We start from the raw sequence: 20,731 nt of genomic DNA on the forward strand, positions 1-20,731 counted from the left end.
GGATGTCTTCCATTACCGGGACCGGAAGCGTCGTCGCTTTTCCGGGACGCATTCCGCTTCAGGTGGGGTTCGACCGACTGGAGCTGCAACGTATTCTCGATCTTTACGGCCGCATGGTCGCTGCCGGGATCTGGCGCGACTACGCCATGGATTTCGGCAAGGAAGCGGCGAATTTTTCCGCCTTCCGCCGCGCTGCGGAAAGGCCTCAGGCCCGGGTCGAAAAGCGGCCGTCCCTGCGCAGCAAGCAGGGCATGTGGACGCTGTTCGGTGAAGCCGGCCAGGTGCTCAAGCGCGGTCATGAGCTGGCCGGCATTCTCAGCCCGCTGGAGCGCAAGCTGCTCAAGATCGTGGAAGACTGAGCCTTCGAACGATCTTGCGCTGCTGAGGGTCAGGCGAAGGCGTGATGCACGCTCATCTCGGAGGCCTGTGCTTTCGTGATGGCATTGGCGATCAGCAGCAGCGTGGCCCCGGCCACGAGATGGAACGCATAGCCTGTCAGATCGAGTACGGTGATGGGGCTGGTGATGTCGCCGATGGTAGTGCTGCCGTTGGCGATCAGATTCCCCAGGACCCAGCAGGACCACCAGGCGATCAGCATCCGCTCGGTCCTGGCAGGCTGGTTTTCTTTGGCGAGATGGCTGGCGTTCCACAGTTCGCGCATGGCCTGGAACGGCTTGAACCAGAACGCGAAGGGAATGAAGTACCAGCCCACCGCCATGTTCGGCTTGAACTCCAGCCCTTCGATCCCGGCGGCCAACAGATTGGCATGGGCGCGGTGGACCCAGAGGCAGACAGCGATCACACTGGCGACGAAGCACAGCGCATAGGCCAGTCCCGAGAAGCCGGCTGCCAGAACGAGCGGATGCTCTCCCTCCTGGTCAAGACCTCGGCCGATGACGGATCCCCACAGGATGAGGGTCGCCGCGGTGCAGGCCAGATAAGCACCGATGACAAAGCGGAGGCCGGTTTCCCGTCTCCGCAGCGAGATCAGTCCTCTTTCAAGCTCGTCTTCCTGCATGGCATCGTCCCCCCGAATATCCAGAGGGGAGGCCGTACAAGAGGCAGTCCAGAGGTCAACCGACTTTCGCGGATTTAATCCTGCGATTTCAGAAGCATCGACAAGGCGTGATGAGCCTGATCCATTCCCGTTTCGAGGATTCGGTCGCCGCGCCGGTCGGCTATGCGGGACCAGGCCTGGGCGAACGACTCCACGGACAGCTGTTCCGATGGCAGCAGAACGCCGTCGTTCATGGTGACGAAGGCGCTCTGGCACACGCCGCCGCCGGCGCCAACGATGGCATCGTTGGGTGCGTCCCTGGAAACGAGGAACAGCGCGGCCGGGACGACGGCTTCCGGCCGGAAGGCGTGATAGGCTTCATCGGGGAAGATATCGGCCGTCATGCGCGTGCCGGCAGTGGGCGCCAGCGAATTGACCCGGATGTCGTATTTCGCGCCTTCCATCCGCAAGGTCCGCGCCAGGCCGAGCACGCCGAGTTTGGCGGCGCCGTAATTCGCCTGGCCGAAATTGCCGCCGAGGCCGCTGGAGCTGGTGGTCATCAACACGCGGCCGTAGTTCTGCTCCCGCATGATCTCCCACACGGCTTTCGTGGCAAAGGCGCTGCCGAGCAGGTTGACCCGCACCACGCGTTCGAAATCCGCCATGTCCATCTTCGCAAACGTGCGGTCGCGCAGGATGCCGGCATTGTTGATGAGGATATGGATGCCGCCCCAGTTTTCGCGGGTACGAGCGGCCAGGGCCTCCATCTGGGCGAAGTCGGAAACGTCGCCGCCATCGGCCATGGCCTCTCCGCCCAGAGCTTTGATCTCATCGACCACGGCAAGGGCGGCCTCGGAATGGCCCGCACCGCCGCGATCGGTGCCGAGATCGTTCACGACCACTTTCGCGCCGCGCCGCGCCAGTTCCAGTGCATAAGCGCGACCGAGTCCGTGACCGGCCCCGGTGACCACGGCGACCTGGCCGGCGAAAGAGATGAATTTCTGCATGGAGAAAGAAATGGCAGGTTGCGCGAGGCGCATCAATCGCGACTTTCGCGGCCAAGTGCGTGATGGCCAAATGCATGGTGGAAGGCGTCTCGGCGCCGCATTCGCAGGGACGACTCTCAAACCTTGCCCCGGCGCGTGTCCGGGGCCATAGGCGCTGTGAAACGAATCTGCGCCGATAAGCGAAAGGCCCTGCGATGAAAGTCCGCGTCCACGTCAGCCTCAAGCCTGGTGTCCTCGACCCGCAGGGCCGGGCGATCCACCACTCGCTCGAAGGCCTGGGCTTCTCCGGCGTCAATGACGTGCGTGCCGGCCGTCTCTTCGAACTGGACGTTGCAGACACGGTCAGCGACGAAGCCATCGACGACATGTGCAAGAAGCTCCTCGCCAACATGGTGATCGAGAACTACCGCATCGAGAAGGTCGCCTGATGGCCTTCCGCTCCGCTGTCGTCACGTTCCCGGGCTCCAACTGCGACCGCGACCTGGCGGTGGCGTTGGAGAAGATTTCGGGGACCGAATGCATCCGCGTCTGGCACGGCGATGCCGAACTGCCGGAAAACCTCGATTTCATCGGCCTGCCCGGCGGTTTCTCCTACGGCGACTACTTGCGCTGCGGCGCGATCGCGTCGCGTTCGCCGGTGATGCAGGCCGTCGTCGCGGCTGCCAATCGCGGCGTGCCGGTGTTCGGCGTCTGCAACGGCTTCCAGGTGTTGACCGAAAGCGGTCTTCTGCCGGGCGCCCTGCTGCGCAATTCGGGCATTCGCTTCGTCTGCCGCGAAGTCTCGCTCAAGGTCGAGAACGCCCAGTCGCTGTTCACTTCGGGATACGAAGCGGGTCAGCACATTCGCGTGCCGGTGGCGCATCACGACGGCAACTACCATGCCGACGAGGAAACGCTGGACCGCCTTGAAGGCGAGGGCCGCGTGGCCTTCCGCTACGCCGAAGACGTCAACGGTTCGGCGCGCCAGATCGCCGGCGTGCTCAATGCGGCCGGCAATGTGCTGGGCATGATGCCGCACCCCGAGCGTGCGATCGAAAGCATCCACGGCGGCACCGACGGCCGCGCGCTGTTCGAAAGCGCCATTCGCGGGATGGTCGGGGCCTGAGGCTTCCGGATCGATGGGCCATGGTTCGCCATGGCCCAAGGTCCCCGCTGATAGGCTCGCTCGGCGTCAGGCTTTCGCTTTGCCGCCGACGCCCTTCAGATATTCTTCCATGCCCCGGATGTAATCGGGGTTGAGCATCAGCGCGCTGTTGGCCATGCGCTCGATGTGGCGCGCGCTGTCGCGGCCGACTTCGGCGCTGAGTTCGATGGCGACCTTGGCGGCGCCCATCTGCTCGGGGTTCTGCCTGGCCAGGTGGCGGCAGAATTCCATGACGTCCGCCTCGAACGTCTCGTCTTCATAGACCTGATGGACCAGCCCCATTGTGAGAGCCATGTCGGCGGGTGCGGGCTTGTTCGCCATGATGAGCCAGCGCGCCCAGTGCGGGCCGCAGATGCGGGTGAGGCGCGAGACACCCCCCGAGGCCGGAAGCACGCCGAACAGGCCTTCCGGGAAGGCATAGGCCGCACTCTTCGCGGCAAGGCGGAAATCGCACGAGAGGCTCATTTCCAGTCCGCCGCCGACGCACATCGCGTGATGTGCGACGACGAAGGGCTTCTCGATATGCTCGATCTCGTCCCAGAGCTGCTGCATGTTGTTGAGATTGAGCCGGTGGTTCTCGCGAATGCCGCGCGCGCTGCCGCCGGTGGAGACGGGCGAGACGATGTTCTGGTTGCCGCCGCGCAAGTCCGCGCCGGAGCTGAAATAGCGCCCGGCCGAGCGGATGAGCATGACTTTCAGCTCGGGCGTTTCGCGAAAGCGCAGCACGGCCTCGGTCAGGAGGTCCATCATCTGCCGGCTGATGGCGTTCAGCTTGTCAGGCCGGTTGAGCGTGGCGATCAGGATGCCGTCCACGTCTTCGGTGAGCAGGTGCGGTGCTTCGTCGGTCATGGTTTCCACCTCCTCAATTACGTGACCGCGGCAGGCCGAGGCCCTTTTCGGCGATCATCGAACGGTGCACCTGGCTGGTGCCGCCGTAAATGGTCGTCCCATGGGCATGGCGATAGGCGAGATTGAGCGCATTGGCCGCGCCCTTCCGCTTGGCCAGCGAATAGGGCGCCGTCAGATCGAGCAGATCGCGCGAGTCGGTGATGAAGAGTTCGGACGAGAACATCTTCGCCATCGGCCCATAGGCGCCGTTGCCCTTGCCGTGGACTTGCGTCCAGTTGGCGCGATAGGCGATCATTTCGGAGGCGATGACATGGGCATAAGTGCGGGCCAGTCGCATCTGGGCCTTGGGCGTATCGATCAGCTTGTCGCCGCCCGCCACCGGGATTTCCTCGCAGAGTTCGACCGCGTTTTCGAGCATCGCGCGCTGCACTTTGGCAAAGCCGCCGCCGTGTTCGAGTTCGAGGCTGGCCGCCATGGTGCGGCCTCCGGCGTTGATCTCTCCCAGGCGCCAGGTGTCCGGGATCCTGACGTTGTCGTAGAACGTGATATTGGTGCGCTCGTCCATGAACGTATGGACGGCCTGGATCGTGACGCCTTCGGCCTTGAGCGGCACGATGAACATCGTCAGCCCCTTGTGCTTGGGCGCATCCGGATCGGTGCGGCAGAGCATCAGCACATAGTCGGTGAGGTTGGCGCCGCTCGTCCACATCTTGGTGCCATCGATCCGCCAGGAGCCGTCCTCAAGCCGGGTGGCCTTGCACTGCGCGGCGAAGACGTCCGAGCCGCATCCCGGTTCCGAGTAGCCGAGCGAGCAGATCGCATCGCCCGCCATGACCTTGGACAGCACGTCGCGCTTCAGGTCCTCGGTGCCGAAGCGGTACATGATGAGCGCCACCATCTGCGCGACATTGGCGACAGGATTGTTCCAGCCCTCTTCCTCGAAAGCCTCGCGCGCGCCGGTCACTGCATAAGGGCTGAGGCCGCGTCCGCCGACATCCTTGGGAAGCTGGAGATAGGCAAGGTTCGCCTCGACCAGCTGCTTGTGGATGACCGGGTTGTGGCCTTCCCATGAGAAGTGAAACTTCTCGCGCTGTTCGTCAGTGACGTTGCTGGCGAAGAAGGCGCGGATTTCCTGCTGGATGGCGCGGGCATCCTCGCCCAGATCGAACTCGACCGGAACGTCGCCCACATCGGGAAGGCTGGCCTTTTCGTGGGCGTAGAGTCGGCGCCCGGCCTCTGCCAGCCAGTCCTCGGGGTCGCCCGCGACCAGCGGCCACGCCTTGGCGCGCAAGTTGTAGAGGTGGACGTCATGCTCGGTGGTGAGGCCGATGCCGCCGAAGGTCTGCACGGCATGGCGCACGGTGCGGCCCGCCGCGCCCGAGGCGTACCACGCAGCCAGTGACACTTGCGCGCCGGCTGCCGCATCGCCGTCGGCGATCGAGCGCATGGCTTTCCAGGCGAGGAACTTGGCGGAATCGATCTCGCAGATCAGGTCCGCCATCGGATGGGACAGCGCCTGGAAAGTGCCGATGAACACCCCGAATGCCTTGCGCTCGCCGGCATATTCCGCCGCCATCGTCAGCGCCGCCCGGCTGAGGCCGGAGAGCGCGAGTGCGATCAGGATCTTCCATTCCTCGAGACCGGCGGCGAAAGTCGCGAGCGCCGGGTCCCCGCTGCCAAGCACGGTTACGGGCAGGGCGGAGAGATCGAGTTCGGCGATAGCGGTGGAGGCCAGAGTCGGCTCCGCTATGCGCGCATCGTCGGGCACCGTGACGAGTACGATCTCGGCACCCTTGCGGGCAACGACCGCGTCGGCAACCAGACCGCCGGCGACCCATTGCTTGGGGAACTGCGCGATATCCTGCATGGCGATGGTGACCACTGCCTCGCCGCCGACCGCGCTTGCGAGCAGGTCTTCCTGGCCGCCCAGCAGGCCCAGCAGGCGCGTCGCTACCAATGCTTCGGCCAGCGGACCGGAGGCGAGCGTGCGGCCCGCCTCTTCCATCAGCAGACCGGCGTCAAACAGGCCGAGGCCCATGCCGTCCGCCTCTTCAGGCACGCGCATCGCAAAGGCGCCGAGTTCGGCAAGGCCCGACCACAATTCGGGATCGAAGCCGCCGGATTCCTGCGCCTTGCGTACGCGCGTGGAACTGGAATGTTCGTCGAGGAAGCGCGCGAAGGTGTCGCGCATCATGCCCTGTTCGTCGGTGAGGTCGAAGTTCATTTCAGGCTTTCCCCGGGGCTTTTGGTTTTCGTGTTTCCTCGTCAACATCATACCTCGTCGCCCCGTTCAATCGCCCGGCCCACGCAATCGCGGGCGCGATAGCTGGAAACGCGCGCTGGCCGCCCGAAGAGGGGAGGCGTAGCTTCCCCGGTCAAGGCGCCGATAAAGATGCGCCCGCCGGCAGCCGATCCGGCCCGGCAACTTTGGGAGTGCCGTCATGCAAATGAACGACATGGTGCTGATCAGCGTCGACGATCATATCAGCGAGCCGCCGGATCTGTTCCAGAATCACCTTTCCGGTGCCGCGCTCGACTCGGCGCCGAAGCTGATCCAGGACGAGAACGGCAAGGACTTGTGGGTCTATCAGGGGATGAAGTTCCCCTCGGTTGGCTTGAACGCGGTGGTCGGCCGGCCCTTCGAGGAATACGGCATGGAGCCGACCTCGCTCGATCAGCTTCGCGCCGGTTGCTATGACGTGCACGAACGGATCAAGGACATGGACGTCAACGGCGTCGCCTCGTCGCTAAACTTCGGTTCGGTGTTCGACTTTGCCGGCGGGCGCCTCCACCGCGTGCCCGATCGCGAACTCGCGAAAGTCCATGTAAGCGCTTATAACGACTGGCATATCGACGAGTGGTGCGGCGCCTATCCGGGACGTTTCATCCCCTGCGCGATCCTTCCGACCTGGGATATGGACGCGACGATCGCCGAGATGAAGCGCGTGTCGGCCAAGGGTTGCCACACCGTCTCGATCAGCGAGAACCCCACCTGTCAGGGCCTGCCGAGCATCCACAACGCCTATTGGGATCCGTTCTACAAGGCGATCAACGATCTCGACATGACGATCTGCATCCACATTGGCGGCGGCAATCCGGCGCCCCATGCCTCGATGGAAACGCCGATCGAGGCGTGGATTTCGACCATGCCGATGTCGATCGCCTATGCCGCGTCGGACTGGCTCCAGCTTGAGGCGCTGCATCACTATCCCGACATGCGCATCGCGCTTTCGGAAGGCTCGATCGGTTGGGTGCCCTACTTCACCGAGCGGGCGGACTTTTCCAACTGGCGGCACAAGGCCTGGACCAACTCGCGCTTCCAGAAGATGAAGCCCAGCGAGATGTTCCGGCGGCACTTCCTGAACTGCTTCATCGACGATGCCTTCGGCCTGCAGAACATCAAGTTCATCGGCGAGGACAACATCGCCTATGAATGCGACTATCCGCACTCCGACACGCTATGGCCGGAAGTGCCCGAAAACCTCTGGCCCTCGATCAACCATCTGACCGACGCGCAGATCGACAAGATCACGCACGGGAATGCCATGCGCTGGTTCCGCTTCGATCCGTTCCAGCACTTCACGCGCGCGGAACTGACGGTCGGCGCTCTGCGCGAGAAGGCGAAGGCGGCGGGCGTGGATACCGGCCCCAAGTCATCTGCAGGTGAGCGTCCGGTGGAGGAGGGCGATACCCGTCCGGTCACCTCGGGCGACATCATGAAGATGTTCATGCGGCATGAGGACACTGACCGCACGGCCCGGATGCAGAAACAGGAGGCCTGATCGCAGGCTCGATCCGGCGTTCCTGCTCGCCTGCAAGCCCTGTGCGAGATTTTGCGCGGGGGCGATATGTGCAGGGACGCCGAGCCTTGGCGTACGAAAAGCGGAATTGATCGAGCCGGTTGATGATAATTTCATCCGCGCCCACAGACCGGTTCGAACCGGCGGGGCGCAGGCCGGGCTCGATCCGGCGTTCATACCCGGGGAGAGGGTCATGACGGAAACCTTGTTTGCGCTCGACGGGCGCAACTACCGCGATTGCCAGCAGGTGTTCAGGGGCGCCCGCGACCAGGAGTACTATAGCGGCGATTTCTGGGTGGAGGATGCGGGCACTGTCGATGTCCGATCGGAGCGCAAGGCCGTGGGGGCCATGTCGATCATTCGGCAGCGCTCGGCCAGCAACCTGTTCTTCCGGCGGTCCCGCCAGCATATCCGCGAAGATGCGACCGATCTTTCGATCCTGTGGTTCGTGCGAAGGGGGGCGCTGTCCTATTCCGACCAGTTCGGCGGCAAGCTGGCGCGGCCGGGAGACTTGTTGGTGACGCGTTCGATGACGCCGTTTCTCATCGAATGCCGCAAGGACGAGGACAGCCACGAGAGCCTCCACGTCACCATGCCCACCCATGTGCTGCGCTCCTCTATCGCGCAGGACCTTGGCGCGGGGCTGCTAGTGGCGGGTGGCCGGCCGGAACTGGCCATGGCCGAGCGGATGCTGGGCGAGGTCTTCGCCGATGAAGGGCGTCTGGGCGAGAGTTCGGCGCGCCTGCTGATGGATACCGCGATCGGCCTGGTCGCCAATGCCATGCGCGCCCTATGTGCCTTGCAACCCTCTCGCCAGTCGATTGCCGACCGCCGTCTGGAGGAAGTCCTGCGCTTCATCGAGGTGCACCTTTCGGACCCGCAGCTTTCCACAGCGATGGTGGCCAGGGGCTGCGGGATTTCGCCGCGGTACCTCTCGTTCCTGCTGCGCCTGCGCGAAACCTCGTTCTCGGAACTGGTCTGGGAGCAGAGGCTGGCAAAGGCGAAGGACTGGCTGGGCAAGAGCGATCCGCGGGACATTTCGATCAGCGAGATCGCCTATGGCGTAGGCTTCAAGAGCCCGGCGCATTTCAGCCGCATGTTCAAGCGCGTGTTCGGATTGAACCCCCGAGAATATCGCGGCGAGGGCGGCGGGGTGGCTGCTTTGCCAGCACCTGCCGCGGCGCGTCCGGTGAACGAGCCATTTGCAGGTCTGCCGCGCGCCAGCCTGCTCCTTCAATAGCCGCGCAAACGCCAGAGCGATCTATGCGCAAGGGACGTCGCTGCGCTTGCACCTCGTCATGTCCGTAGTCGAAGCTGGCGGCATACCGATGCAATCGGATCGACGGGAGAGCACGACAATGCCCAAGTACAAGCTGATCGCCCTCACGACCCCCAAGGCAGGGCGCGAGGAGGACTATCACCACTGGTACGACAGCAATCACCTGCCGGAACTGGTGAACACCTTCGGCATGACCGGTGCCCAGCGTTACGAACTGGTCGCCCGGCTCGTCGGCAACGACAGCAACCCCTACCTCGCGATCTACGACATCGAGACAGACGATCCGATGGCGCTGCTGGGCGCGATCGGCAAGGCCACGGCTGCCGGCCAGCTCACGCAGAGCGACGCGCAGGACATGGGCACTTGCTACACCGCACTGTTCACCGAAAGGGGCGACCGGGTAACCCCCGCCGCCTGACTGCCGCAGCCTCGCGGCACCTGTCCGCGAGGCGTGTCAGCGGCCGCTGAACCGGGGCGGCCGTTTTTCTTTCAGGGCGGCGATCCCTTCGAGATGGTCGGCACTGCGGACGGAGACGCTTTCGTAGGCGATCCCGGCATCCATCAATGCCGCCGCCAGCCGCTTGAGTTCGAGATTGGTCAGGACCTTGGTCGCCCGGATCGCCACCATCGCGCCGGCCAGCAACTTCGCGCAGAAGGCATCCACCCGGGCGTCAAGTTCCTCGGCCGGAACGCAGTGATTGATCAGCCCGATTTCCGCAGCTCTGGCAGCCGTCAGCAGTTCGCCGGTGAGGAGGTACTCCTTCGCTCTCGTCAGGCCGATTCGCTGCGCCCAAATCACCGCGCCGCCATCGCCGGCCACCAGGCCAAGGCCGACATGGGGATCGCCGATCTTCGCGCCTTCGGCAGCGAAAATCACGTCGCAGAGCAGTGCCAGCGTGGCGCCGAGGCCCACGGCATGGCCGTTCATCCGGCAGACGACGGGCTTGTCGATATCCAGCAGGGTCGAGACGATGCGCTTCGCCACGCGGGCCTCATGGTCGAACAAGTGCGGGTTGCGGGCATTATGCTCGATGTGGTCGAGGTCGCCCCCGGCGGAGAAGGCGCGGCCGGCGCCGGTCAGCAGCACGAGGTCGGAGCCCGGATCGCCCTGGGCGAACCACAGCGCTTCTGCCAGATCGTCGTGAAGCTGGAGGTTGACCGCATTCATTGCCTCGGGCCGGTTGAGCGTGATCCGCAGCAGGCGTTCCTCGCGGGCCATGGCGATGGTGGCCAGGTTCGGCAGCGGCGGAATGGCGCTCATGTTCGTCAGGTCTCCCAATGGTTCTTGCTGTCGTCCTGGCGGTGATAGACCGCTCCGCTGGGCGAAGGCAGGGGCAATCCCATTTCGCGATCACCTTTCGCCCCGGCGAAACCTTCGCTCTTGCAAGCCTTTGTCGGCCTCTTCGCCTTGCCAAGGCCGGGCGGTTCCGTTCTACCTCGCTGAACGCCTGAACGGCACCAGCCGCGGGTCATGGAAGAGGAAGCGTAAATGGCGCAGTTCGACGAGAGCTTCGATTGGGTGGTCGTCGGCAGCGGAGCCGGTTCCATGGCCTCGGCGCTGCTGATGAAGCAGGCCGGCAAGTCGGTGCTCATCTTGGAGAAGTCGCCGTGGGTGGGCGGGACGACGGCCAAGTCGGGCGGAGTCATGTGGATCCCCAACAACCGCTTCATGGACCCGGGCGAGGACAGCTTCGAACAGGCCTGCCAATACCTTGACGCGGTCGTTCCCGATGGTGACGACAGCCCCGGGACCAGCCCCGAACGCCGCCGCACTTATGCGCGGGAGGCGCCCCGGATGCTGGACTTCATCGTGTCCCAGGGCGTGGCGATGGAGCGTGGCTCGCGCTTCTGGCCCGACTATTATGACGATCTGCCCGGGGGCATGAAGACCAGCCGCACGGTCACCGCCGTGCCTTTCGACAAGAACGCGCTGGGCAAGTCATGGGCCGGCAAGCTGCGCCAGGGCTTTGCCGAAGCGCCCATCCGTCTCGACGATGGAATGAAGCTGCCTTTCGCCAGGCATTCCTGGGCGATCAAGAAGATCCTCCTCAAGACCGCGGTGAAGATCGTCGCCGGCAAGCTGACCGGCAAGCACTGGGTGACGGCGGGCGCCGCCTTGCAGGGGCGGATGCTCAAGGCCGTGCTGGACCGGCAGGCGGCGGAGATCCGCACCGACAGCCCGGTCACGGAAACGGTGGTCGAGGATGGCCGCGCGCTGGGCGTGGTGACGGTCAAGGACGGCAGGCCCTGGCGCATCGGCGCGCGGCTGGGCGTGTTGATGAATGCCGGCGGCTTCTCGCAGAACCAGGCGATGCGCGACAAGTATATGCCCGGAACGCGCGCCGCGTGGTCGAACGGCATCGAAAGCGACACGGGCGACATGCATGCCGAACTTGAGCGCCAGGGCGCCGTGCTCGCCCAGATGGACCAGATGGTCGGATTCCAGATGTCGGAAGCCCCGGGCTGGGATACGGACTATGTCAAGCCGGGGACCCAGAGCACCACCGGCAAGCCGCATGCCATCCAGGTCGATCAGACGGGCGTTCGCTACATGAACGAGGGCGGCTCCTACGAGGAGTTCTGCGAAAACATGCTGCTGCGCAACCGCACGGTCCCCGCGATCCCGAGTTGGGCGATCATGGATCAGCAGTACATGGACGAATACGCGGTTGCCGGCAAAGGCATGGCGAAGAAGAACATGACCGCCTGGCTGACTTCCGGCTGGATGCGTAGGGCTGACAGCATCGAGGCGCTGGCAGGGCAGATTGCAGTGCCGGAGCACGCCCTCAAGGCCACTGTCGAGCGCTGGAACGGTTTCGTCCGGGGCGGGCGGGACGAGGACTTCCATCGCGGCGACAGGGCATACGACAACTGGCTGGGCGATCCCTTCTTCAAGGACGGTCCCAATGCCTGCATGGGCACCATCGAGCAGGGCCCGTTCTATGCGATCCCGGTGGTTCCCGGCGATGTCGGCACTTACGGCGGCGTCGTCTGCGACAGCGACTCGCGCGTGCTCAGGGCCGACGGCTCGCCTATCGAGGGGCTCTATGCCTGCGGTGTGAGCACGGCTTCGCCGATGGGCCGCGTCTATCCCGGCGCCGGGGCAAGTGTCGGTCCTTCGATGACCTTCGGCTGGATTGCCGCCAGGCATGCGGCAGGCTTGGGCAACCAGGTCTGACAGCGGCGTGGAGTCGGCGGTCAAGCGCCGGTCGAGAGGCATCGCCGGTGCGACGGTTGGTCGATAACGCTGCGGCGGTCTGGCCGCCCCTTGCGCACACTTGCCCTTGCGGTACTGAACTTGAGTTCAGCCCGCAAGGTTCACCTATGGGCGGAGAGGCTGCTCGAGAGAGGACACATGAGCCAGACACTGGAGAACAGGGCATCCCCGGATGCCAAGACGCAGCTCGACATTTACCGCCGGATGATCCGGATCGAGCGCAACGATGACGCCACCCGCACCCAGATCCGTCGCGGCCGCATTACCGCGCCGTACTACTCGGCGCGTGGGCAGGAATGCATTCCCTCAGCCATCTCGGTGCTGCTGAACAACGACGACAAGATCTGCACGATCTATCGCGGCATCCACGACATGGTCGCCAAGGACATGCCGCTCCGCCCGCTCTGGGCAGAAATCTGCGGACGCGTTGACGGCACCTGCAAGGGCAAGGGCGGCCCGATGCACCTCACGCACCCGGAAACCGGCGTGATGGTGACGACGGGCATCGTCGGGTCGTCCATGCCGATCGCCAACGGCTTCGGCTGGGCGGCGCTGCTGGACGGCACCAAGCAGGTTACCGTGGCCTATTTCGGTGACGGCGCCAGCAACATCGGCGCGTTCCACGAAGCGCTGAACCTGGCCTCCGTCTGGAAGCTGCCGGTGATCTTCGTCTGCCAGAACAACGGCTTTGCCGAGCATACCCGTTACGAGAACGGCACTTCGGTCGACCAGATCTCGAAGCGCGCGATCGGCTACGGCATGCCGGGCTACACCGTGGATGGCAACGACCCCGCCGATGTCTACGCCCACGCCCACGCCGCCATCGAGCGCGCGCGTGCGGGAGAGGGACCGACCTTGCTGGAATGCAAGACCTTCCGCTTCATGGGCCACGTCTTCGGCGACGCCGACGGCTACATGACCAAGGAAGAAAAGGCGGCAGCCATCGCCAAGGATCCGCTGCCGATCTATCGCCAGAAGCTGATCGACGACGGCATTGCCACTGCGGCGCAGCTCGACGCGCTGACCGCGAAGATCGAGGCCGAAGTGAACGACGCCATCGAATTCGCGATGGCCTGCGAATACCCGTCCGACGACGAACTGCGCCGCGACGTCTTTGCCGAGGAGATTCCGGCATGAGCACTGAAACTCTCGAAGCCCCCGCCGTGGAAACGGTGAAGATGAACGGCCTTCAGGCGATCAACGCTGCGCTGATGGAGGCGATGGAGGCCGATCCCAAGGTCCTCGTGCTGGGCGAGGACATTGCGGATAACGAAGGCGGCGGCGTCGTTGGCGTTACCCGCGGGCTCTCCACCAAGTTCGGCACGATGCGCGTGCGCTCCACGCCGATCTCGGAACAGGCGATCATCGGCGCGGCCATCGGCGCGGCCATGGGCGGCTACAAGCCCGTTGCCGAGATCATGCTGATGAACTTCACGGCCGTCGCGATGGACATGATCGTGAACCACGCGGCCAAGCTGCGCTTCATGTCGGGCGGTCAGAGCCAGGTGCCGATGGTGATCCGCACGCTGACCGGCGCGGGCAACCAGACTGCCGGCCAGCATGCCGACTTCTATGAGGCATGGTTCTGCCACACTGCCGGCATCAAGGTGGTGATCCCCTGGACCCCGGCGGATTTCAAGGGCCTCTACCTCTCGGCGATCCAGGATCCCGATCCGGTCATCATCGTCGAAAGCGGCAAGACGCTGTTCGTGCCGATGGACGTGCCGGTCAATCAGGGCCCGATCCCGCTGGGCAAGGCGAACGTCGTGGCGCCAGGTTCGGACATCACCATCGTCTCCTATGGCCAGATGATGTTCACCGTCATGCAGGCCTATGAGGAACTGACCAAGGCGGGCGTCTCGGTGGAAGTGATCGATCTGCGCACGATTTCTCCGTGGGACAAGGAAACCGTGCTGGCCTCGGCCGAAAAGACCGGCCGCCTGCTCGTGGTCCACGAAGCGGGCCGCAACTTCGGCCCCGGCGCGGAAATCGCCGCGACCGTGCAGGAAACGCTGTTCGGCAAGCTCAAGGCCCCGGTCGGCCGCCTCGGCGCGCCCTATTGCTCGGTGCCCTTCGCGAAGAAGCTGGAAGACGCCTTCCTCGTGCAGCCGCCCGAGATCATTGCCGAAGCCCAGCGTCTCGTCGCGATGGGCTGAACGGCACCGCCATTCACTCAAACGGAAGGGCCTCCGCAGCGATGCGGGGGTCTTTTTGCGCCATAGGGCGATGGAGCACTTCTGGCCGGGCTAGGCGTGGGGAACTTGCCGGAACCGAGTTGAAGCAGAGATCGCCGGGGATGGCTTCCTCGAAGCAAAGCCGACGTGATTTGAACTGGCTCGACTTAAGCCCCCCTCTGGCCTCGTCATCTCCGTCTTCGCAGGGGCGACGAGATAGTGAGCAGTGCGGGGAGGGGGCGCATGTGCAAGAGCTTGGGAATGAGAACGCAGCAGCGCCCGAAACGCGATACCCTTTTCAAAATTCCGTCAAGCCGCGCCGAGGCGGATCACCACACCATCGCGTCCACCCGCTTTTCCGGGCGAATGTAGATCGACGTAATCCACGGGGAGAGTGCTTTCATCCGGCACTCCAGTTCCTCGATCAGGGTTTCGGCTTCGCCCATCATCAGACTGTCGTCGAAGTCCGCGCTGATGGCGACGAAGATGGCCTGCGGGCTGGTGTGGACCGTGCGGATGTGATTGACCGCGTCGATGCGAGGGTGGCCGTTCAGCACCTCCCGAATTTGCGCGATGAGAACTGGGTCTGCCGCTTCGCCGATCAGCAATTCCTTGGATTCGCGGGCCAGCAGCATTGCCACGCCCGCCAGCACGCAGCCGATCAGGACGGAAGCGACGCCATCGATCCGCGGGTCGGCAAAGTGGATCGAGGCCCAGACGCCGACCGCCGCGATGACGAGGCCGATCAGCGCCGCACTGTCCTCGAACAGCACGATGAAGCCGGGCGGATCCTTGCTGCGGCGGATCGCCTGCCACCAGGTCTGATCGCCGCGCCCGCGATCGAATTCGCGCACGGCGAGGGCCCACGAGGCGCCTTCCATCAGGAACGCGATGCCCAGAACGATGTAATTGAGCGTCGGATCTTCGATCGCGTGCGGTTGCCGGATATGGACGAAGCCTTCGTAGATCGACATGCCCGCGCCGATCGCGAAGATCAGAATGGCGACCACGAAAGCCCAGAAATACAGCTCGCGCCCATAGCCGAACGGGTGCGTCGGGTCCGGCTTTCGGCTGGCGCGTTTCTGGCCGTAGAGCAGCAAGACCTGATTGCCGCTGTCCACCAGCGAGTGGACGCCCTCCGTCAGCATGGAGGACGAACCGCTGATCCCGGCGGCTACGAATTTGGCGATGGCAATGCCCAGATTGGCCGCCAGCGCGCCATAGAGCACGATATTGGCCTTGAAATGCGCAGCTACGCTGCCTGTCTCGCTCATCGTGGGCGGTTCCTCGCAGGACTTCGAAGAGTCCCAACCGTCACCGCCCGTGCGAGGTTGCGCAAGGGCTGTCGATTTAGCCCAGCGCCTGACGTCCCACGCGCTCGTTCCACAGGTCGGCATTGCCGCAGAGTTGCAGGTTCAGCAGCGCGCGCTTGAGGAACAGGTGGCAGGGATGCTCGTCGGTGAGGCCGATGCCGCCGTGGAGTTGCACCATCTCCTCGGTCACGAAGCGGAACGCTTCGGCGGCCAGGACCTTGGCGGCGGCGAGTTCGGTGACGCTGGCTTGCTCGTCGCGCGCGCGCTTCCACAGCAGGGCCTCGGCGACGACGATGCGCGTCTTCATGTCCGCGGCGCGGTGCTTCAGGGCCTGGAACAGCGCGATCGGCCGGTCGAACTGGCGGCGAACCTTCATGTATTCGATGGTCATGTCCAGCGCCGCGCCGGCTGCGCCGATGCAGTCTGCCGCGAGGGCCAGTTGCGCTTCGCCGGAAAGCCGGTCGTGCAGGGCCTTGGCGCCCGCTGCGTCAGTGAGCATCAGCCTGGGCGCATACCCATCCAGCACCACATCGAACAGGCGGCGGCTGGGATCCCAGATCGCGCGCTCCATCAGCGAGACGCCGGGTGCGTCGAGCGGCACCAGCGCGTAGCCACTGGGCAGTTGCGCGACCACGGCGACGGCCATGTCCGCCTCGAACACGCCCGAAATCGTGCCCGAAACAGAACCGTCCGATCCTTCGGTCAGCCTGGCGGAAAGCATCGGCAGCGGCGCATAATCACCGCCGGCCATGCGCTCCAGCCAGTCTGCACGTTCGGCAAAACTTTCGCTCGCGGCGATCGCCTGAAGGCCAAGCTGCGCCGGGATCAGCGGCATGGCGGAGAGTACGCGCCCCATTTCGAGGTGTAGCGCGGTCGAAGCCTCCCGCGTGAAGCCAAGGCCGCCGTCCTCCTCAGGCAGGCGCACCATCAGCCAACCCATCTTGGCGGCCAGTTGCCAGCTTTCATCGCGTGAGGGGGAGAGCTTTTCCGCCGGAAATGCCTTCTGCGCGGCGTCGGTGAGTTCGTTGAGTTCGATCACAGCACCCACCCCTTCGGCTCGCGCGGCATGTCCAGCATGCGTTCGGCGATGATGTTGCGCTGCACTTCCTCGCTGCCGCCGGCGATGGTCCAGGCATAGGAATTCATGAAATCGGCCATCCAGTTGCCGGTGTTGAGATCGCCGAACGTGATCGGCGCCATATATTGCTCGTCCATGCCGCCCAGTCGCAGGCCCAGCGCCGAATAGGCGCGCAGGGCCCGGCTATAGGCGTTCTTGACGATGGAGGCGTCGCCCATGCGCTCGATCCCGTTGATGCGGTTGTCGAGGAACTGGTCGGCAATCGCGCAGACGGCGTCGACTTGCGTGACGAGCGTGCCGAAATCGCGCAGCACCCCGCGATCGTCCTCGTGCCCATGCTCGCGGATCAGTTTCGCCACCCGGCCCAAAGCCCCGCGCATGCGGTAGGACAGCTCCATCAGCGTCAGCCCGCGTTCGGAAGCGAGCGTCGCCTGTGCCACAGCCCAGCCTTTGCCTTCCTCGCCCACGCGTTCGGAAACCGGGATCTCGACGTTATCGAGGAAGATCTCGGCAAATTCCTCGTCGCCCTGGATCTGGTGGATCGGGCGGACGGTGACGCCGGGCGCCTTCATGTCCATCAGCAGGTAGGTGATGCCCGCCTGCTTCACCCCATCGGAAGACGTGCGCGCCAGCAGCAGGCACTTGTCGGCGAACTGTGCCATCGTCGACCAGACTTTCTGGCCGTTGATGACGTAGACGTCGCCTTTCCGTTCGGCCCGCGTCTTGATCGCGGCAAGGTCCGATCCGGCGCCGGGTTCGGAGAAGCCCTGGCACCATGTCTCGCCTTCGAGGATCTTGGGCAGATAGCGTGCCTTCTGCTCGGCATTTCCGCATTCGTGCAGCGTGGCGAAGGCGTGGTAGGTGGACACGAACGAGAGCAACAAGCGGGGGCAATCGGCGCCGGCCAGTTCCTCGTAGATCACTTTCTGCTCGGCCAGGCTGCGGCCGCCGCCGGGATATTCGGCGGGCCAGTGCGGGATCGCATAGCCGGCGCGGACGAGCTTGCCGAACCAGTCGCGCTGGGTGCGGACGAAATCGTCCTGCGTGCGGCTGGCATCGCGCCAGCCGGTGGGCGCTTCGGCTTGGAGGAAGCTGCGGACTTCGCTTCGCAGGGCTTCTAGATCGGCAGTGTCGGTCATCCCCTGTCCTTGCCGCCCGGCCGTGGGGGCGTCCAGACAGGGGCGGGTCGCCGCGGCGATATCGAGGCGTGTCAGTCCCCGTTCGCGCTCTAGACTGCGACTTCGATGCTGTCGCCGATGACGCGCACTTCGTAAGTCTCGATCGGCATGGTGGCAGGCGGATTGATCGGAGCGCCCGTTTCAAGATCGAAGCGCGCGCCGTGGACCGGGCAGGAGATCCAGCCACCCCGCATCCGCCCGCATTCCAGCGTTTCGTAAGCGTGGCTGCACAAGTTGCGCACCGCGAACAGGCGGTCGAGCGTGTTGCACAGCAGGAGGCTGAGCCCGTTCACGTCCACCACCCGCTTCGTGCCGGGCGGCACTTCGTCCAATGTCGCCACGGCCACGAAGGTCTTCTCGGTCATCGTCATCCCGTTTCTCTTTGGGCTCCCGCTGGCGCACACGAACAGGGCAGGGGGCCTGAACAGGAAGCCTTACCGTGAGGCCGCTTTCATGGGCAAGCCGCCGCCGCGATTAAGCGGCCTGACAAGCACAGACTGCGTGCCGGAGCGCTTCCCGTGCGCTGGCGCGCCATGCCCGGGCGGTTTTCGCCGGGGCGTTGGACCCGTGCTTGTGAGCGGGGATGGCGCTCGGTAACGCCAGGGAAAGCAAAAACGAAGGATGCCATGCAGTTCGAATGGACCGAGGAACAGGATTCGTTCCGGCACAAGATTCGGGAGTTCCTGCATGCCAATCTCCCGGATGACTGGGAGAAGTTCTCCGAACATGGCCCTGCTTCGCCCGCGCTGACCGCTTTCGCGCGCGGCTTCTGCGTCAAACTGGCGGAGGCGGGGCTGCTCTTTCCGCATTGGCCGCAGGACATGGGTGGAGAGGGTCTGGGGCCGTGGGAGCAGCAGATCCTTTCCGAGGAAATGTGGATCGCCGGAGAACCGCGCGGCGGCCAGTACATGAACGTCAACTGGATCGGCCCGACGCTGCAGAAGTACGGCACGGCCGAGCAGAAGGCGCGTTACCTCGAACCGATCACGCAGGGGGAATCGCTGTGGTGCCAGGGCTTTTCAGAGCCGGACGCCGGATCGGACCTGGCCTCGCTGCGCACACGCGCGGTGCTGACCGACGGCCATTACGTCATCAACGGCCAGAAGATCTGGACATCTTACGCGGGGCTGGCCGACACCTGCTTCCTGCTCACCCGCACCAGTGACGACCGGAAGAAGGGGATCACGATCGTCCTCGTGCCGATGGACACGCCGGGCATTACCGTGCGGCAGATCCCTTCGCTGATCGGCGAGGGCGACATTCACGAGGTCTTCTTCGACGACGTGACCGTGCCCGAAACCGCCCGCTTCGGTGAGGAAGGGCAGGCCTGGGAGATCGTTGCCTATTCGCTGCGCAACGAACGTCTGGGCATTCCGCGGTTCGTGCTGGCCCGCGCCGCGCTCGACCGGGCCGTGGCCATGCTGCAGGATCGGGGAGACTTCGCCCGCGAGCACGTTCGGATCGAAGCTGCGCGCTGCGCGGCGCTCTGCGAAGGCGCGGGCACGGCCAACTATGCTGTCGTGCAGAAGCGGACGGAGGGACTAACCATCGGCGCGGAGTCCAGTTCCGCCCGATACGCTACCGTCATGGCCGAGCGGGCGGTCTGCGATTTCGTGGTCGAGTTCCTGCCCGAGGCGCTCGCCGGCGGTTCGCCTTATCTCAAGATGCACCATCAGCGCGGGATCGTTGCGGGGATCGCGGCCGGTTCGGCAGAGATCCAGCTCAATATCATTGCCAGCGATGTGCTGGAACTGCCGCGGGAGCCACGCTGATGCAGCTTGCCCTCAATGAAGACCAGAGGCAGGTGCTCGATTTCGTCGAGGCACTGGCTCGGCCTTTCGCATCCGCCCCCTTGCACGATGCCGGACTGGCACTGGAAAGCGCTGAGCTTGATGCAGCGCTGGTGGAGAATGGTTTTCTCGATGTCCTGGCCGTGGAAGAACTCGGTCCGGTGACGGCGGCCCTCGTGGTCGAGAAGCTGGCGCGCCTGCCTTTCGCAGTGGAGGCGGCGTTTTCTGCGCTCGTCCGTCCGCTGATCGATCCCGACTTGCCGCGGCCGATCTGCCTGTTGGAAGAAGGACGGACCTGCACGCCGGTGCGCTTCCTCCGGCCCGGTGCCACCGTGGTCGTTGTCGGCGCGTCCGGCGTGCGCAGCTTCACCGCTCGCGAGGAGCAGATTGCGCCGGCGCAGGAGGATACGCTCTACGCCTATCCGGTCGCGTTCCTTGCCGACATGCCCGAGACGATGACCCTGCATGCCGCCGACCCAGCGGAGATCACGCGCGCATGGCGAGTGGCCATGGCGGCGGAAGCGGCCGGACTGCTGGGAGCCGCCCTGGCCAGCACGGTGACTTATGTGTCCGAGCGCAAGCAGTTCGGCCGTCCGCTGGCGACGTTCCAGGCCATGCGCCACCGGCTTGCGGAAGCGCAAGTTCTCACGAACTGCACCTATTGGCTGGCCATGCGCGCCGCAGCGACGGGCGAGGCCGCAGATGCCGCGATGGCGCTGCTCCACGCGCAGGAGGCGGCGCGTCGGGTCTGCTACGATTACCATCAGTTCCTGGGCGGCATGGGCATGACGCTGGAGCATCCGCTGCATTTGTGGACGTATCGCCTCAAGCTGCTCACTTCGGAACTGGGCGGCCGCGGAGAGCAGGGCCTGGCCGCGGCGGCGGCGCTCTGGGGCGAATAGCCT

The 20,731-nt window shown here is 64.8% G+C and carries 20 protein-coding genes; 11 read left to right on the forward strand and 9 right to left on the reverse strand.

Going from position 1 to position 20,731, the window contains the following annotated elements; genetic code table 11:
* Positions 1 to 2 precede the first annotated feature (2 nt).
* The gene (locus EDF58_RS02730; RefSeq protein WP_132262455.1) at positions 3 to 359 is read left to right on the forward strand and encodes a DUF2794 domain-containing protein; all 357 of its coding nucleotides are present in this window, start codon (positions 3 to 5) and stop codon (positions 357 to 359) included.
* 29 nt (positions 360 to 388) lie between these two features.
* Here EDF58_RS02730 and EDF58_RS02735 read toward each other — a convergent pair whose 3' ends face one another.
* Positions 389 to 1,018 (reverse strand): DUF4328 domain-containing protein, encoded by a 630-nt coding sequence (locus tag EDF58_RS02735; protein WP_132262457.1) that lies wholly within the window; start codon positions 1,016 to 1,018, stop codon positions 389 to 391.
* A 74-nt stretch (positions 1,019 to 1,092) separates the two neighbouring features.
* Positions 1,093 to 2,004 carry an SDR family NAD(P)-dependent oxidoreductase gene (locus EDF58_RS02740; RefSeq protein WP_132262459.1) on the reverse strand — a complete coding sequence of 304 codons (912 nt, stop codon included), beginning with the start codon at positions 2,002 to 2,004 and terminating at the stop codon, positions 1,093 to 1,095.
* 194 nt (positions 2,005 to 2,198) lie between these two features.
* Between EDF58_RS02740 and purS the strand changes: the two genes are divergently transcribed.
* Together purS and purQ are read left to right on the forward strand one after the other, a co-directional pair.
* On the forward strand, positions 2,199 to 2,432 hold the full coding sequence (gene purS / locus EDF58_RS02745) for a phosphoribosylformylglycinamidine synthase subunit PurS (RefSeq protein WP_132262461.1): 234 nt from the start codon (positions 2,199 to 2,201) through the stop codon (positions 2,430 to 2,432).
* Complete coding sequence (gene purQ / locus EDF58_RS02750) at positions 2,432 to 3,109, forward strand: phosphoribosylformylglycinamidine synthase subunit PurQ (RefSeq protein ID WP_132262463.1); 678 nt, start codon at positions 2,432 to 2,434, stop codon at positions 3,107 to 3,109. The genes purS and purQ overlap by 1 nt, the downstream gene beginning before the upstream one ends.
* 66 nt (positions 3,110 to 3,175) lie before the next feature.
* On the opposite strand, the gene EDF58_RS02755 is transcribed toward purQ, so the two are convergent.
* Both EDF58_RS02755 and EDF58_RS02760 read right to left on the reverse strand, forming a co-directional pair.
* The gene (locus EDF58_RS02755; RefSeq protein ID WP_132262465.1) at positions 3,176 to 3,997 is read right to left on the reverse strand and encodes an enoyl-CoA hydratase/isomerase family protein; all 822 of its coding nucleotides are present in this window, start codon (positions 3,995 to 3,997) and stop codon (positions 3,176 to 3,178) included.
* Positions 3,998 to 4,010: 13 nt separating this feature from the next.
* Positions 4,011 to 6,221 (reverse strand): acyl-CoA dehydrogenase, encoded by a 2,211-nt coding sequence (locus EDF58_RS02760; RefSeq protein WP_132262467.1) that lies wholly within the window; start codon positions 6,219 to 6,221, stop codon positions 4,011 to 4,013.
* Positions 6,222 to 6,438: 217 nt separating this feature from the next.
* On the opposite strand from EDF58_RS02760, the gene EDF58_RS02765 reads away from it, so the two are divergent.
* From EDF58_RS02765 to EDF58_RS02775, 3 genes are all read left to right on the forward strand, one after another.
* Entirely contained in the window at positions 6,439 to 7,779 is a 1,341-nt protein-coding gene (locus tag EDF58_RS02765; RefSeq protein ID WP_132262469.1) for an amidohydrolase family protein, read from the forward strand.
* 211 nt (positions 7,780 to 7,990) lie between these two features.
* Positions 7,991 to 9,037 carry an AraC family transcriptional regulator gene (locus tag EDF58_RS02770; protein WP_132262471.1) on the forward strand — a complete coding sequence of 349 codons (1,047 nt, stop codon included), beginning with the start codon at positions 7,991 to 7,993 and terminating at the stop codon, positions 9,035 to 9,037.
* Positions 9,038 to 9,155: 118 nt separating this feature from the next.
* A complete protein-coding gene (locus EDF58_RS02775; RefSeq protein WP_132262473.1) occupies positions 9,156 to 9,494 on the forward strand; it encodes a DUF4286 family protein in 339 nt (112 codons plus the stop codon).
* 36 nt (positions 9,495 to 9,530) lie between these two features.
* On the opposite strand, the gene EDF58_RS02780 is transcribed toward EDF58_RS02775, so the two are convergent.
* Positions 9,531 to 10,337, reverse strand: a complete 807-nt coding sequence (locus tag EDF58_RS02780; protein WP_132262475.1) for an enoyl-CoA hydratase-related protein — start codon at positions 10,335 to 10,337, stop codon at positions 9,531 to 9,533.
* A 228-nt stretch (positions 10,338 to 10,565) separates the two neighbouring features.
* On the opposite strand from EDF58_RS02780, the gene EDF58_RS02785 reads away from it, so the two are divergent.
* The 3 genes from EDF58_RS02785 (at position 10,566) to EDF58_RS02795 (ending at position 14,449) form a co-directional block, all read left to right on the forward strand.
* A complete protein-coding gene (locus EDF58_RS02785; RefSeq protein WP_132262477.1) occupies positions 10,566 to 12,254 on the forward strand; it encodes an FAD-binding protein in 1,689 nt (562 codons plus the stop codon).
* 177 nt (positions 12,255 to 12,431) lie between these two features.
* Positions 12,432 to 13,430, forward strand: a complete 999-nt coding sequence (locus EDF58_RS02790; protein WP_132262479.1) for a thiamine pyrophosphate-dependent dehydrogenase E1 component subunit alpha — start codon at positions 12,432 to 12,434, stop codon at positions 13,428 to 13,430.
* Entirely contained in the window at positions 13,427 to 14,449 is a 1,023-nt protein-coding gene (locus tag EDF58_RS02795; RefSeq protein ID WP_207912805.1) for a transketolase C-terminal domain-containing protein, read from the forward strand. The genes EDF58_RS02790 and EDF58_RS02795 overlap by 4 nt, the downstream gene beginning before the upstream one ends.
* A 347-nt stretch (positions 14,450 to 14,796) precedes the next feature.
* Here EDF58_RS02795 and EDF58_RS02800 read toward each other — a convergent pair whose 3' ends face one another.
* The 4 genes from EDF58_RS02800 to EDF58_RS02815 form a co-directional block, all read right to left on the reverse strand.
* Positions 14,797 to 15,741, reverse strand: a complete 945-nt coding sequence (locus EDF58_RS02800) for a cation diffusion facilitator family transporter (RefSeq protein ID WP_132262481.1) — start codon at positions 15,739 to 15,741, stop codon at positions 14,797 to 14,799.
* Positions 15,742 to 15,817: 76 nt separating this feature from the next.
* Positions 15,818 to 16,819, reverse strand: coding sequence for an acyl-CoA dehydrogenase family protein (locus EDF58_RS02805; protein ID WP_132262483.1), 1,002 nt, complete (start codon positions 16,817 to 16,819; stop codon positions 15,818 to 15,820).
* Positions 16,816 to 17,997 carry an acyl-CoA dehydrogenase family protein gene (locus EDF58_RS02810; protein ID WP_132262485.1) on the reverse strand — a complete coding sequence of 394 codons (1,182 nt, stop codon included), beginning with the start codon at positions 17,995 to 17,997 and terminating at the stop codon, positions 16,816 to 16,818. The genes EDF58_RS02805 and EDF58_RS02810 overlap by 4 nt, the downstream gene beginning before the upstream one ends.
* Positions 17,998 to 18,086: 89 nt before the next feature.
* Positions 18,087 to 18,401 (reverse strand): non-heme iron oxygenase ferredoxin subunit, encoded by a 315-nt coding sequence (locus EDF58_RS02815; RefSeq protein ID WP_132264066.1) that lies wholly within the window; start codon positions 18,399 to 18,401, stop codon positions 18,087 to 18,089.
* A gap of 261 nt (positions 18,402 to 18,662) precedes the next feature.
* Between EDF58_RS02815 and EDF58_RS02820 the strand changes: the two genes are divergently transcribed.
* Both EDF58_RS02820 and EDF58_RS02825 read left to right on the forward strand, forming a co-directional pair.
* Entirely contained in the window at positions 18,663 to 19,808 is a 1,146-nt protein-coding gene (locus EDF58_RS02820; protein WP_132262487.1) for an acyl-CoA dehydrogenase family protein, read from the forward strand.
* Positions 19,808 to 20,728 carry an acyl-CoA dehydrogenase family protein gene (locus EDF58_RS02825; protein WP_132262489.1) on the forward strand — a complete coding sequence of 307 codons (921 nt, stop codon included), beginning with the start codon at positions 19,808 to 19,810 and terminating at the stop codon, positions 20,726 to 20,728. Before EDF58_RS02820 ends, EDF58_RS02825 begins: the two co-directional genes overlap by 1 nt.
* The last annotated feature ends 3 nt before the right edge of the window (positions 20,729 to 20,731 follow it).

Origin of the sequence: Novosphingobium sp. PhB57, from assembly GCF_004342985.1 — a bacterium.
Lineage (GTDB): Bacteria > Pseudomonadota > Alphaproteobacteria > Sphingomonadales > Sphingomonadaceae > Novosphingobium.

Coding starts and splice junctions, on each gene's coding strand:
- EDF58_RS02730 (WP_132262455.1), top strand. CDS start 3: ATGTCTTCCATTACCGGGACCGGAAGCGTCGTCGCTTTTCCGGGACGC.
- EDF58_RS02735 (WP_132262457.1), bottom strand. CDS start 1,018: ATGCAGGAAGACGAGCTTGAAAGAGGACTGATCTCGCTGCGGAGACGG.
- EDF58_RS02740 (WP_132262459.1), bottom strand. CDS start 2,004: ATGCAGAAATTCATCTCTTTCGCCGGCCAGGTCGCCGTGGTCACCGGG.
- purS (WP_132262461.1), top strand. CDS start 2,199: ATGAAAGTCCGCGTCCACGTCAGCCTCAAGCCTGGTGTCCTCGACCCG.
- purQ (WP_132262463.1), top strand. CDS start 2,432: ATGGCCTTCCGCTCCGCTGTCGTCACGTTCCCGGGCTCCAACTGCGAC.
- EDF58_RS02755 (WP_132262465.1), bottom strand. CDS start 3,997: ATGACCGACGAAGCACCGCACCTGCTCACCGAAGACGTGGACGGCATC.
- EDF58_RS02760 (WP_132262467.1), bottom strand. CDS start 6,221: ATGAACTTCGACCTCACCGACGAACAGGGCATGATGCGCGACACCTTC.
- EDF58_RS02765 (WP_132262469.1), top strand. CDS start 6,439: ATGCAAATGAACGACATGGTGCTGATCAGCGTCGACGATCATATCAGC.
- EDF58_RS02770 (WP_132262471.1), top strand. CDS start 7,991: ATGACGGAAACCTTGTTTGCGCTCGACGGGCGCAACTACCGCGATTGC.
- EDF58_RS02775 (WP_132262473.1), top strand. CDS start 9,156: ATGCCCAAGTACAAGCTGATCGCCCTCACGACCCCCAAGGCAGGGCGC.
- EDF58_RS02780 (WP_132262475.1), bottom strand. CDS start 10,337: ATGAGCGCCATTCCGCCGCTGCCGAACCTGGCCACCATCGCCATGGCC.
- EDF58_RS02785 (WP_132262477.1), top strand. CDS start 10,566: ATGGCGCAGTTCGACGAGAGCTTCGATTGGGTGGTCGTCGGCAGCGGA.
- EDF58_RS02790 (WP_132262479.1), top strand. CDS start 12,432: ATGAGCCAGACACTGGAGAACAGGGCATCCCCGGATGCCAAGACGCAG.
- EDF58_RS02795 (WP_207912805.1), top strand. CDS start 13,427: ATGAGCACTGAAACTCTCGAAGCCCCCGCCGTGGAAACGGTGAAGATG.
- EDF58_RS02800 (WP_132262481.1), bottom strand. CDS start 15,741: ATGAGCGAGACAGGCAGCGTAGCTGCGCATTTCAAGGCCAATATCGTG.
- EDF58_RS02810 (WP_132262485.1), bottom strand. CDS start 17,997: ATGACCGACACTGCCGATCTAGAAGCCCTGCGAAGCGAAGTCCGCAGC.
- EDF58_RS02815 (WP_132264066.1), bottom strand. CDS start 18,401: ATGACCGAGAAGACCTTCGTGGCCGTGGCGACATTGGACGAAGTGCCG.
- EDF58_RS02820 (WP_132262487.1), top strand. CDS start 18,663: ATGCAGTTCGAATGGACCGAGGAACAGGATTCGTTCCGGCACAAGATT.
- EDF58_RS02825 (WP_132262489.1), top strand. CDS start 19,808: ATGCAGCTTGCCCTCAATGAAGACCAGAGGCAGGTGCTCGATTTCGTC.